The sequence below is a fragment of the Candidatus Acidulodesulfobacterium acidiphilum genome (assembly GCA_008534395.1).
In the GTDB taxonomy this organism is placed as follows: Bacteria; SZUA-79; SZUA-79; order Acidulodesulfobacterales; family Acidulodesulfobacteraceae; genus Acidulodesulfobacterium_A; species Acidulodesulfobacterium_A acidiphilum.
Genome location: SHMQ01000009.1, coordinates 24,978 through 38,371, shown reverse-complemented (window position 1 = coordinate 38,371; position 13,394 = coordinate 24,978). Strand labels below are relative to the sequence as shown.

13 protein-coding genes are annotated in these 13,394 nt (G+C 36.7%); all 13 read left to right on the top strand.

Annotated elements, in window-relative coordinates:
• The first annotated feature begins 13 nt into the window (after window positions 1-13).
• Window positions 14-541, top strand: a complete 528-nt coding sequence (locus EVJ48_04320; GenBank protein ID RZV39573.1) for an OmpH family outer membrane protein — start codon at window positions 14-16, stop codon at window positions 539-541.
• A gap of 54 nt (window positions 542-595) precedes the next feature.
• Window positions 596-1,648 carry a UDP-3-O-(3-hydroxymyristoyl)glucosamine N-acyltransferase gene (gene lpxD, locus EVJ48_04315; protein ID RZV39572.1) on the top strand — a complete coding sequence of 351 codons (1,053 nt, stop codon included), beginning with the start codon at window positions 596-598 and terminating at the stop codon, window positions 1,646-1,648.
• Window positions 1,649-1,654: 6 nt separating this feature from the next.
• Entirely contained in the window at window positions 1,655-2,137 is a 483-nt protein-coding gene (fabZ, locus tag EVJ48_04310; protein ID RZV39571.1) for a 3-hydroxyacyl-ACP dehydratase FabZ, read from the top strand.
• Window positions 2,138-2,256: 119 nt separating this feature from the next.
• Window positions 2,257-3,027 (top strand): acyl-ACP--UDP-N-acetylglucosamine O-acyltransferase, encoded by a 771-nt coding sequence (locus EVJ48_04305; GenBank protein RZV39570.1) that lies wholly within the window; start codon window positions 2,257-2,259, stop codon window positions 3,025-3,027.
• A 19-nt stretch (window positions 3,028-3,046) separates the two neighbouring features.
• Window positions 3,047-3,850, top strand: a complete 804-nt coding sequence (locus tag EVJ48_04300) for an LpxI family protein (GenBank protein RZV39569.1) — start codon at window positions 3,047-3,049, stop codon at window positions 3,848-3,850.
• A 78-nt stretch (window positions 3,851-3,928) separates the two neighbouring features.
• Entirely contained in the window at window positions 3,929-5,131 is a 1,203-nt protein-coding gene (locus EVJ48_04295) for a hypothetical protein (GenBank protein ID RZV39568.1), read from the top strand.
• A gap of 17 nt (window positions 5,132-5,148) precedes the next feature.
• Window positions 5,149-7,125: an ABC transporter ATP-binding protein gene (locus EVJ48_04290; GenBank protein RZV39567.1), complete on the top strand. Its 1,977-nt coding sequence runs from the start codon at window positions 5,149-5,151 to the stop codon at window positions 7,123-7,125.
• Between the two features lie 15 nt (window positions 7,126-7,140).
• Window positions 7,141-8,583, top strand: coding sequence for a hypothetical protein (locus tag EVJ48_04285; protein ID RZV39566.1), 1,443 nt, complete (start codon window positions 7,141-7,143; stop codon window positions 8,581-8,583).
• 82 nt (window positions 8,584-8,665) lie between these two features.
• A complete protein-coding gene (gene rplU, locus EVJ48_04280) occupies window positions 8,666-8,980 on the top strand; it encodes a 50S ribosomal protein L21 (GenBank protein RZV39565.1) in 315 nt (104 codons plus the stop codon).
• A 51-nt stretch (window positions 8,981-9,031) separates the two neighbouring features.
• Window positions 9,032-9,289, top strand: coding sequence for a 50S ribosomal protein L27 (locus EVJ48_04275; GenBank protein RZV39564.1), 258 nt, complete (start codon window positions 9,032-9,034; stop codon window positions 9,287-9,289).
• 453 nt (window positions 9,290-9,742) lie between these two features.
• Window positions 9,743-10,774: a GTPase ObgE gene (gene obgE, locus EVJ48_04270; GenBank protein RZV39563.1), complete on the top strand. Its 1,032-nt coding sequence runs from the start codon at window positions 9,743-9,745 to the stop codon at window positions 10,772-10,774.
• Between the two features lie 74 nt (window positions 10,775-10,848).
• Window positions 10,849-12,039 (top strand): glutamate 5-kinase, encoded by a 1,191-nt coding sequence (gene proB / locus EVJ48_04265; GenBank protein RZV39562.1) that lies wholly within the window; start codon window positions 10,849-10,851, stop codon window positions 12,037-12,039.
• Window positions 12,040-12,050: 11 nt separating this feature from the next.
• Window positions 12,051-13,361 carry a glutamate-5-semialdehyde dehydrogenase gene (locus tag EVJ48_04260; protein RZV39561.1) on the top strand — a complete coding sequence of 437 codons (1,311 nt, stop codon included), beginning with the start codon at window positions 12,051-12,053 and terminating at the stop codon, window positions 13,359-13,361.
• Window positions 13,362-13,394: the final 33 nt, after the last annotated feature.

The following is a 13,394-nucleotide window of genomic DNA, read 5'->3' as shown; positions in this document are numbered from 1 at the left end:
AAGGAGATTTTTTATGAAAAAAATTATTTTCAATTTAAGTTTAGCAGTTTTTTTAATGTTAGCGGCAACTATCATTTTTGGCTCAGTCAAAGCAAATGCGGCAGGTTCAAGCATTGCAGTCGTTAATATGCAGAAAGTTATTGCAATGTCCAACCAAGGAAAAGCTGCAAACAGTGAATTAAAAGCGTTAGCTTCCAAATATAGCAGAAGGCTTCTTGCCATGAGAAAAAAAATTGCGGCAATTCAGGCTGATTTAAAAAATAACGGTTCTATAATGTCCGCCGCGGAAAAAACAAAAAAAACCAGAGAATTTGAAACGGATATATCAAACTATTCCGCTCAGGAAAAACATATTCGGGGCGTTATGTCCGAAAAAAGATTTGAATTGCTAAAGGGAATAGTCAATAAAGCCACGTCGATTATTAACTCTATTGCAAAAAAAGAAGGATATATTTTAGTCATAGACAGACCAAGCGTAGTTTACAGAGCTAATTCAATAGATATAACCAATCAAGTTTTACGGCAGATAAATGCAAAATAAATAAAAATAAAATCTTAACTAATTTTCAGAAATTTATAATATTTATTTATATTTATGCTTTTAAAAGATTTAATATCTTCTTTATCTTTTAACAAAGTTATAGGTGATATCAACGATATAGACGTTTCAGGAATAGGTTCGCTTAAAGCGGCAAAAGAGAACGAAATCTCTTTTGCCGCCGGACATAAATATTTAAAGCAGCTCATTGATACCAAAGCTTGCGCTGTTATTATGGATTATGAGTCTCTAAAAAGTGAATTACCTTCCAAAGTTAAGTTTATAATTTTAGATTCCAAAAATTCATACCTTTCTTTTGCACAAGCTACGCAAATTTTTAAAAATTTTATCGACGAAAAAAATAAAATAGATTACAATGATATCAGGAAAAACTTCCAAAATAGATATTATATAGGAGCAACATCAAAAAAGGGTGAAAATACCGTAATTTATCCAGGAGTTTATATAGGCGAAGGCAGCTCTATAGGGGATAATTGCAGGATAATGTCTAACGTAAATATCGGAAATAAAGTAAATATTGGCAATAACGTCCTAATATACCCCAACGTTACGATTTATGACGATTCTAAAATAGGCAATAACTGTATAATACATGCAGGAGCCGTTATAGGCAGCGACGGCTTTGGTTTTGCACGAGGCAAATCCGGTTACGTTAAGATAATCCATACTGGATATGCAGAGCTTGAGGACAATGTAGAAATAGGCGCTAATACAACTATAGACAGAGGCGCAGTAGATTTTACCAAAATCGGAGCGGGAACAAAAATAGATAATTTAGTTCAGGTTGCCCACAACGTAATAATAGGTAAAAATTGCGTTATAGCGGCTCAAACAGGAATTGCGGGCAGTACTGAAATCGGCGATAACGTTACTATAGGCGGACAGGTCGGTATAGCCGGACATATCGAAGTCGGAAACAACGTTATGATAGCGGCTCAGTCGGGAATATCGGGCAATATAAAAGACGGCGAGATTTTATCCGGTTCGCCCGCTTTTCCTATAAAAGAATGGCGCAACTCGGTAGTGCTTTTTAAGAAACTTCCGGAATTATATAAGAAATTAAAGGAAATTTCAAAAACTAAGGATTGAAAAAAAATGGAAAAAAAAGAAGAAAAGAAAAGCGTTTTGAAAGACGGCGAAATAATAGGCATAGGAGAAATTTTAAATCTTTTACCGCACAGATATCCTTTTCTTATGATAGATAAAGTCGTATCGTTAGAAAAAGGCAAATCTATTATCGCCGTTAAAAATACTACTATAAACGAACCTTTTTTTCAGGGGCATTTTCCGGGTTATCCGGTTATGCCAGGAGTATTAATATTAGAGGCTCTTGCTCAGGCGGGCGGCATTTTAGCTTATAAAACGGAAGAAAATGACGATTTAAGAAACAAATTAACTTATTTTATGGGAATAGATAAGGCCAGATTCAGAAAACCTATATTACCCGGTTACTCGGTGTATTTAAAAGTCGAACTTATTAAAAGAAAACAGTTCGTGTGGGTTTTTTCAGGCAAAGCCGAAGTAGAAGGAAATATCTGCGCCGAAGCAGAACTAATGGCAACATTTATGCCGAAATAAATGTAGTGCAGGAATTCAATTCGGACACTAACGCAAAATGTATCAGGACAGAATTCAATTCTGTCCCCGATATTAAATAGAAACAATAAAAAAATAAAAATGGAATACGAAATTAAAATATGATAGATAAAACTGCAATAATTTATCCAGGAGCCATAATAGACGAATCGACCGAAGTCGGACCCTATACTATTATAAAAAGCGGCGTGAAAATCGGCAAAAATAATCAAATTGCGCCGCACGTCGTTATAGAAGGCAACACTACGATCGGCGACGGAAATAAAATATTTCAATTCGCTTCTATAGGTTCGGTTCCGCAAGACCTTAAGTATAAAGGCGAAAATACTAAACTTATTATAGGCGATAACAATATAATAAGAGAATACGTAACTATGAATCCCGGCACCGTAACCGGCAACGGAGTTACAGTAGTGGGCGAAGGTAATCTTTTCATGATGCACGTGCATATAGCTCACGACTGTACTATAGGCAACAGGAATATTTTTGCGAATAACGCTACCCTTGCAGGACATATAGAAATTCAGGATTATGCGATACTAGGCGGTCTTTGCGCAATTCATCAGTTCGTCCGCATAGGCGAATCCGTTCTTATAGCGGGCGGTTCCATGGTCGTACAGGATATTCCTCCTTATCTCGTTGCTTCCGGCGACAGGGCAAAAATTTACGGAATTAACAGAATAGGATTGGAAAGAAGAGGCTTTACCAAAGAAGAGATAGAACAGATAAAAAATGCATATAAAATTGTTTATAGGTCGAAAGCTACGGTTAAAATTGCTATAGAAAGAATAGAGCAGGAAATAGGAAAAACCGAAAAAATAAAAAAATTCACTTCGTTTATATCCGATTCCAGAAGAGGTATTACCAGATAAATAGCGGAAGTTTTAAAATATGGAAAATAAAAATATAGGTATAATCGCAGGTTACGGCGAGTTTCCGCTAATATACATCGACGAATTAAAATCGGCTGGTTATTCGGTGAAGGTTTGCGCAATCGAAGAAGAAGCCGACAAATCACTTGCATATCGCGCCGACAAGATTATTTACGTCAGCGTCGGACAGCTCGGCAAATTAGTTAATTTTTTTAAATCCGAAAACGTCAGCGAAGTTATAATGGCCGGTAAAGTCAGAAAAACCCTTATGTTTAAAAAAGTCAAACCTGATATCAAGGCAATAACCCTTTTCTTGTCCCTTAAAGACAAAAAAGACGACACCATACTTAATGCTATTTGCAAATTTTTGGAAAAGGAAGGAATAACCATAGTTCCTCAGACGAAATATATCTCTTCAGTTTTTTTGCCGTCTGGAGCCGCATCTAAGAGGCCGCCCAATAAAAAAGAAAAAGAAGATATAGAGTTCGGAAAAAACGCGGCAATGCTGATTGCAGGGGCGGATATTGGGCAGACGGCGGTAGTTAAAGATAAATCGGTAATGGCTCTCGAAGCCATAGAAGGCACGGACGAAGCGATAATAAGGGGCGGAAAACTTGCAAACGGGGGCGCCGTAGTCGTAAAAGTTAATAAGCCAAACCAGGATTTAAGATTCGACATTCCGGCAGTAGGACTCGATACTTTAGAATCGATAATTTCGGTAAACGCGACTTGCCTTGCTTTTGAACGCAATACTATAGTCATCAGGAAAGATGAATTTATTAAGAAGGCCGATTCCGAAGATATCGCCGTATATATTTTTTAAGCCGTCGTTTTTAACCCCGCAATATATGTTAATCCTTATATAGTTCATAATTAAAGGTTGCAGTTATAAACAAATATCATGCAAATACATAAAATACTAGTAGTTTCGGGCGAACCCTCCGGCGACGTTTTTGCCGGCGGACTAATATCGTCGCTTAAAAAGATTGAAAAGATTAAGAAACTTGACGATGATGGCATATCCGTCGATATTTACGCAATGGGCGGAAAAAACAGCGCCGGCGCCGGCGCCGAGTTGATAGCCGATATTAAAGAATTATCGGTTATGGGTTTCACCGAAGTGCTTTTAAAGTTAAAAACGATAAAAAAAGTGTTAAAAAATTTATATTTATGGATAGAGTCTAACAAACCAGATGCAATTATTCTCGTCGATTTTCCCTCCTTTAATTTTAAAATCGCAAAATTGGCAAATAAGCTTAAAATCCCCGCAGTTTATTTTATACCTCCTAAAATATGGGCATCCCGTTACGGCAGAATAAAATTTATTAAAAAATATATAAAATTCGTTATAACTATTTTTCCTTTCGAGAAGGATATTTATAAAAAAGAGGGCATAGAGTCTTATTATTTCGGCAACCCTTTATATATCTTAAACAAAAAAGACGTTTTGTCTGCAAATTTATCCGAAGATGCCGAAATGCAAAAACTCTTGAACGGAAAATATCCGATTATATCTTTTCTGCCCGGCTCAAGGAAAACCGAACTTAAATATCACTCGCAAAGGATAATCGATTCCGTTTTACGGATAAAATCGGCTTATAAAGAAGCTTTCTTTATCTTTCCGTTCAGAAAAGGGATTGATTTTTCCTATTTTAAAGATGCGGTAGAAAACAGTCCAGCCTTAAAAAAAGATATGTATATATTTACCGATTCAATAGGTTTTGCCCTGTCTTCGAGCGATTTAATAATAACTGCAAGCGGCACCGCTTCCTTAGAAGCCTGTTTTTACGGCAAGCCCGTAATAATATTTTATTATTTAAACTATTTAACCTATATTCTTGCTAAAATATTAGTGAGAATAAAATATGCAGGACTCATAAACATACTTGCGGGAGAAGAGGTTGCTCCCGAACTGATAGAATTTAAGTTTAACCCCGAAAACGTTTTTAAGGAAGCCGATAAATTTTTAAAAGACGAAGAGTACAGAGAAAATGCGCTAAAAAAAATATCCTCCGTAGTTTCTACATTAGAAGATGCCGGCGTCGATCCTTTTGATGCGTCGGCAGGCATAATTTATGATAAAATAATAGGAATAATAGGATAATTTCCTGTAAAATTAAAATGTTTAATAAAAAAAATATGAAAAAGGATTTATCGGTTTTAAAAAGACTTATTCCTTACATCCTGCCTTATAAGAAAAAGCTTATTATGGCGGTAATAAGCATGGCTATAGTTTCCGCTCTTACCGGAGCGCTTGCTTATATAGTAAAACCGCTTATTAATAATATATTTATTACTAAAAGCTATACCGAACTTATACTTATACCCTTGCTCGTAATATTAATCTTTTTAGTAAAAAATGTTTTTTACTATGCCGAGTTTTACTATACGGGGTCGGTAGGGCAGAATATAATAAGGTCGCTCAGGGACGAAGTTTATTCGGTAATAGTAAAACTGCCTGTTTCAAAGCTAAATAAAATACCTACGGGCGTACTTATCGCAAGAATAACCTACGATATAAATATCATTCAAAGAACGGTATCGGACACCGTCAGCGCCGTTATGAAAGATATTCTTACTATGATAGTTCTTTTAATCGTCGTATTCTATATGGATTTTTATCTTGCCATAGCCGTTTTGATTTTGTTTCCGTTAGTAATATTTCCGGTAACGCTTCTGGGAAAAAAAGCGCGCAGGACAAGCACCGATACGCAGAACGAAATGGGAAACATAACGAAGTTTTTAGACGAAACCATTTCAGGTTTGCGAATGGTGAAAGCCTATAATATGGAAGATTTTGAAATAAAGAGATTTAAAAAGCTCTCCGACAATCTTTACAGATTTTTTATGAGGATGACGAAAATAAGGGGGCTTACAGTGCCGTTCGTAGAACTTATAGGCGGAATTTCGGTTGCCGTTATAATATTTATAGGCGGACTTCAGGTTATAAAATTCGGATATACGCCGGGCAATTTCTTTTCTTTTTTAACTGCTATCCTCCTTCTTTACGAGCCGGTAAAGAGTTTGTCGAGGCTTAACAACAGCCTTCAGGAAGGCATAGCCGCCGGCACCAGAATATTCGGCATATTAGACGAAAAGCAGGAGGAAACCGGAGGAAATAAGCCAGTTCCAAAAGATATAAACATCCTTGAAATAAAAAATCTATATTTCGGTTACGACTTTTGCGGCGGACAAGGCGATACAGTCAATAACGTAGATAATGATAAAAATAATGCCAAAGATAATATAAAAAACGATATTTCCGGCGGCTCAAACGAAGAAAGAGGAAAAGCGTGCGACGAGCATTTCGACCTTAAAAATATAAACATAAAAATCAATAAAGGCGAGATAGCCGCCGTAGTGGGTTTTTCGGGAGCCGGCAAAAGTACGATATCGATGCTTATTCCGCGTTTTTACGAACCGTCTTCCGGCGAAATCGACATTAACGGAATAAACATAAAAGAGTTTAATTTAAAAGATTTAAGGGATTCCATATCTTACGTTTCCCAGAACGTCGTTCTTTTTAACGAAACCGTAAAATTTAATATAGAATACGGAACGAGCGGCAAAAGTATGGAAGAAATAGTAAACTCCGCAAAGTTGGCATTTGCGGACGAATTTATTAAAAATCTTCCCCAGGGATACGACACGATAGTAGATGAAGCGGGATTAAGGCTTTCCGGCGGAGAAAAGCAAAGAATTTTAATCGCCAGGGCGTTTCTAAAGGACGCACCCATACTTATACTTGATGAAGCTACTTCTTCTTTGGACGGAGAATCGGAAAAGAAAATCCAGCGGGCGCTGTTCGGATACGAAGAAGATGGCATCGGAGAAGCTGTTAACAAAACCTCAAACGCAGACGAAGGAACAATAAATCAAATATCAGGTTCAGGTAAAGCAGATTCGCATGGCAGACTATATGGCGGTTTGTGCAGAAATAAAATAGTCCTTATAATCGCCCATAGGCTATCCACCGTAAAACATGCAGATACGATTTATGTCCTCGAAAAAGGCGAAATAGCCGAAAGCGGAAGCCATGAGGATTTAATAAAATTGGACGGAATTTATAAAAATCTTCTTTTAAAACAGATGGAATAGCCGTTATTTATATGTATGGAAAAAGTTTTATTCACAGTTTATAATATTATTTTATTGTTTTTATTTCCATTTTTTTTTATAGCTTTAACTTTTTTTAATCTCGCTAAAAATAAAAGAAGCGAAGGCTACTTATATAAATTTTTCCCTTCCGCTTTCAAGCCTTTAAAGGAAGAGGCTTTTCAGGAAGGAGTCTGGATCCACGCCGTTTCGCTTGGGGAGATGAGGGCGGCGGTAAATTTTATCGATTTATTGCAGTCGGAATACGGCAAGAAAATATACCTTTCCGCTACCACGAAAACAGGTTTCGATTTTGCGGACAATCTTTATAAAAACAACGGTAACGTTTTAACGTTTTATTTTCCTTACGATTTTCTTTTTTCCGTAAGCAGTATTTTGAAACTGATAAAACCGTCTTTGTTTATTTCGGTAGAAACTGAAATATGGCCTAATTTATTTAATATTCTTAATAAAAAAAATATTCCCATAGCGTTAATAAACGCAAGAATATCGGAAAAGTCTTATAAAAATTATATCCGTTTCAGATTCTTTTTTGGTTATATCTTTAAAAAGATAGATTCTGTTTTATGTATATCCGATATGTATTGCAAAAGATTTGCGTCTCTTGGAATTAAGGAAGAAAATATGCACCAAACCGGCAATATGAAATTCGACATGGATGCATCCCTTATTGCAGGAGATATAAACGAAAAAACCGCGATACTCAAAAAATTCATAGAATATAAAAATAATAATTCGGAATACGCAAAAATTATAGCGGCTGGAAGCACTCATAAAAGGGAAGAAGAGTTAATTGCCGATTCAGTAATAAAATTAAACAAGCTTAACCATAAAAATAAAATTTTTCTTTTTGTCGCTCCGCGTCATCCTGAAAGATTCGACGAGGTTTACAAACTTTTAAATAATTACTTACCCGAAATAGAACTCTATAAGCTTTCTTCAATTTATTCCTCTCATTACGACTCTAAAGATATTAAAAATATTAAAGATAATAATAGTTGCGGTTTGTCCGAAAACAAAGTCGTCGTCATTTTAGTAGATATTATAGGACAGCTTTTGATGGTTTACGGCATATGCGATGCCGCTTTCGTAGGCGGAAGCTTGATTCCGTCAGGCGGGCATAATCTTCTCGAACCTTTAATTTTTGGGAAGCCGGTAATTTTTGGCAGATACGTTCAAAATTTTTCGGAAGCGGCGGAGGAGATTATAAAGAATTCCGCCGGAAGACAGATTGATTCTCCCTTGAAATTATATAACGCGTTGGCCGATTACCTGTTTAACGATAAATCTGCCGATTCTGCCGGAAAAAACGGTTTAAACCTTATAGCCCGCAATAAAGGCGTTTCCCTTAGGAACCTTGAGTATCTGAATTATAAAGGCTATTTGCTGTCGTTAAAAAGCGAGGATAAAAAAAAGGCAAAAAAATCGTTGACAAAATAATCAAAACCTATTAAAATTAATAATTCAAGTTTATATGTGTGGTTTAATTTTCCTTAAATTTTTAAGCTAAAGAGGATTTGTTATGAGTAAAGAATATGCCGTTATTAATGCCGGCTCAAAGCAATACGTCGTTTCGCAGGGAGACATCTTAAGAATAGAAACGGTAGGAAAAGAAAAAGGCGAAGAGATAACTTTTACGCCTATAGCAATTAAAAACGGCGACTTATTGGTTACCGATAAAGAGGTTTTGAAGGATAAAAGCGTGAAGGGAACGGTCGTAAGAAACGGCAGGGCAAAAAAAATAGTAGTTTTCAAAATGAAACGCCGTAAAGACGAAAGAAAGAAAAGAGGACACAGGCAGAATTTTACCGAAGTCAAGATAACGGGCATAGCATAAATTATAAACTTATATTATATATTATTTATTTTTTAAGTAAAAGGTGATATTATGGCGCATAAAAAAGCAGGCGGAAGTTCCAGAAACGGCAGAGACAGTCAGGGACAAAGAAGGGGAGTAAAAAGATTCGGAGGCCAGTTAGTTAAACCGGGCGAGATTATAGTTCGTCAGGTAGGGTCGTCTTTTCATCCGGGAAAATTTGTTAAAGAAGGCAAAGACTACACGCTTTATTCTATAATAAAAGGTTTCGTAAAATTTCATATAGGAAAAAATAACAGAAAGTTCGTCAGTATTATACCTGCGGAATAACTATAAGTTTAAGTTGTTTATATATAAGTATATATAAGCGATATATAAAATTTGACTTAAGAAACTTTACTTCGTTAAAATATTCCGCAGTAATACAGATATCGGCTTTTCACATTCCTTTCTTTAATCATTAACCATACATATATATAAACCGAATTTTTCCAAATAAGAATAAAGTATAAAAAATAATCCAATATCCCGAATATATATTAAATATGGCGGCAGTGTTTCTCTCGGCATTTTCTTATTGCGCTATTGTTATCTCTATTCCATATGCGATTTATATAGCAATAAATGCGTTATAATAAATTTATATTTATATATATTATTTATATCTATATCATTATCATTCTCAAAATTAACGCTGAAACTAATTTCAATAATTCAATAATTAAATAAAATAATTAAATATTTAAAAAATTGCCATTAATAACGGCATAAAAAAATTTTATAATGAAATTCGTCGATAACGCTATAATAACGATTGCTTCAGGAAACGGCGGCAGGGGCGCAGTAAGCTTTAGGAGGGAGAAATTTATCCCTAAAGGCGGACCTGACGGCGGCGACGGAGGAAAAGGCGGCGACGTTATATTTAAGGCTTCTCATAATATAACAAGCCTATTGGATTTCAGGTATAAACCGAGATATATTGCCGAAAAGGGCGGAAACGGTCAGGGGAATAACAAAAAAGGCAGAGACGGGGATGATATCTTGATAACAGTGCCGGTCGGCACTACGGTCGTAGATTTCGATTCAGGCGAAGTAATGGCCGACCTTATTAAAGACGGCGAAGAAACGGTTCTGCTCAGGGGCGGTATCGGCGGAAAAGGCAATACCTTCTTTAAGTCGTCAACGCAGAGAAGACCCCGTTTTGCCCAGCCGGGCATACCGGGCGTAACCAGAAAAGTCCGCCTCGTTCTTAAAAGTTTGGGCGACATAGGCTTAGTCGGCTTTCCAAATGCCGGCAAGTCCACCCTTATATCTAAACTTACCGGTTCGCATGCAAAAATAGCGCCGTATCCTTTTACGACAAAAACCCCTAACCTTGGCGTTTATGCCGGAGATAATCCTGAAGAGTCTGCTAAAACGCTGACTATAGTAGATATTCCGGGTATAATAGAAGGCGCCTCCGAAGGCGCAGGTCTCGGGCTTAAGTTTTTAAGCCATATAGAAAGGTCCAATATACTGCTTTATCTTATCGAAATAGGAACGTTTAAAGAAATTAAGGCTTCATATGAAGCGGTAGTTAAAGAAATAACCGAATACGACGAAAATATTCTCAAAAAAGAACGGATAGCGGCTGTAAATAAGATAGACCTGATAACGGACAAAAGGACATTAAATAAAATTATTAAAGAAACAACCAAGTTTTTTTCCGAACAAAATATTCCGGTGTATTTTATATCGGCGGCTTACGGCGCGGGAATAGAGGAACTTAAAAACGAATTAAATTTAATTTTAAATAAAAAAAATATTGCGGTATAATTATGAGATATTATAAAATTATCATATTGTTATCTTATAATAAATTAAATAAGCAATTGCAATTAGATATATAAGTGAAAAAAAATAACGAACCTACCGAAACTAAAGGAATTAAAGGCATCCAAGATAATTTTAAAAAATATCTCGATTCTAAAAGAAGAATAGTTATCAAAATAGGCACTCAGGTTCTTTTGGACGAAGAAGGAAAACTGTCGCCTCATTCTTTTAAAAGAATTTGCGCTTTCGTTCATTCGCTTATATTGCAGAAAAAAGAAGTCATACTTGTTTCTTCGGGTGCCATAGCCGCCGGAAAAGATTTGCTTGACATAAAACCGGTAACCGGCAGTTTTTCCATTCCCCAAAAACAGGCTTTTGCCGCATGCGGTCAGCCGGTTTTAATGAAAAATTACGATTCGTTTTTTAAAAAATATGGACTTAAAACGGCGCAGATTCTTTTAACCAAAGAGGACGTTTCCGTCAGAAAAAGGTTTACTAATGCACGAAATACTATAAATGAACTGCTCGGCAACGGAGTGATTCCTATAATAAACGAAAACGATACCGTTTCTTACGAGGAGATAAAGTTTTCCGACAATGACTATTTGTCGTCGCTTGTTTTGAACTTAGTTTGCGCCGACCTGTTTATAGTTCTTTCGAATGTAAAAGGGGTTTTCGATAAAAATCCAGCCGTTTATTCGGACGCAAAACCCGTTAAAGTTATAAGCGACATAGAAAATTATATAAAAAATTTTAAAGACGGGTCTAAAAGCGCTCATGGAACGGGAGGTATGAAGTCTAAGCTTTATGCGTCTTTTATCGCCGCAAGCACGGGTATAGACACCGTTATAGCTTCCGGCAAAGATAAAAAAAGCTTGGATTCTTTAGCAAAAGGCAGATTGTGCGGAACGCTGGTAGTTTCTTCGCGCGGCAATAAAATTAACAAAAAAAAGCACTGGCTTTTATTTGGAATGGAAAAAGCCGGAGAAATAATCGTAGATAAAGGGGCAGTGGAAGCTATTGCGCATCAAAACAAAAGCCTTCTTGCCGGCGGAATAATAAAAATAAAAGGCGATTTTAAAAAAGGGGACGGAGTTTACGTATTGGACGAAAAAGGAACGGTTTTGTCTAAAGGCATATCCAATTTAGATTCGGACGATATTAAAAAAATAAAAGGGTTAAGCTCTGAAGAGATAGAAGCTAAATTCGGAAAAGACAACATTTCTTCCCTCGTCGTGCATAAGGACAAGATGGTCGCAAATATATAAAAGGAGTAAATATGACAGATAATGATAGAATTAATATAGATACAAATAAAAATAATAATAAAACCGTTTCTATCGAAGAAATCGCCAAAAAGGCGCGCGATGCCTCCGGCAAAATAGCGGAAGCCGGTTCCGCCGTGAAACTTAGCGTCTTATCCACGCTAAAAGATCTTTTGATAAAAGACAGGAAAGCAATAGAAGCCGAAAACGAGAAGGACGTAGAAAGCGCAAAGGCGGCGGGATTAAGCAAACCGATGATAGACAGGCTCTTTATTAGCGGCAAAGTATTTTCTTCGATGCTTAATTCTATCGACGACGTAATGAAGATTAAAGATCCGGTAGGCGAAATAGAAAATATGGCGGTAAGGCCTAATGGGCTAATGGTCGGCAGGATGAGAATACCGCTCGGCGTAATAGGAATAATTTACGAATCGAGACCTAACGTTACCATAGATGCCTCTATTTTGTGCCTTTTGTCCGGCAACGCGGTAATATTAAGGGGAGGTTCGGAAGCTATAAATTCCAATAAAATGCTTGCTTCGATAGTTTCTGAAAGCCTCAGGATTAATGGTCTTCCCCCGGAAACCGTGTCCATAATCCCTTATATCGACAGATCTGCTATAACCGAAATGATATCGCTCAGAAAATATATAGACCTTATAATACCGCGGGGCGGCGAAGGGCTTATTTCTTTCGTAACCGAAAATTCTAAAATTCCGGTTATAAAACACGACAAGGGAGTCTGCCATATATACGTCGATAAATACGCCGATATAAAAAAAACGATAGACGTTATAATTAACGCAAAAGTTCAGAGGCCTTCGGTTTGCAACGCCTTAGAAACGCTTTTAGTCCATTCCGATATTATGAACGATTTTATGCCTGCAATGCTTGACGAACTTAAAAGGAATGAGGTTGAAACAAGAGTTGACGGCGAGATAATGAATATTTTTAAAAGCAGGTATAATTTTATAATTCCGGCCGCCGATGCGGACTGGGATGCGGAATACCTCAATCTTACGCTGGCGGTTAAAACCGTTAAAAATATCGGCGAAGCCATAAAACACATAAGGCTTCACGGTTCCAACCATACCGAATCCATAATGACGGAAAACTATACGAGAGCGCTTGAATTCATAAAAAAAGTAAATTCATCCTGCGTACTTGTAAACGCTTCCACCAGATTTAACGACGGTTTCGAGCTTGGGCTGGGCGCGGAAATAGGCATATCTACTTCTAAGATTCACGCATACGGACCTATGGGGGCAAAAGAACTTACTACCACTAAATTCGTAGTATTCGGGAATTATCAGAAAAGAACTTAAGGTTAAGTCAGTTTAAGTAAAGGCGAAAAAATT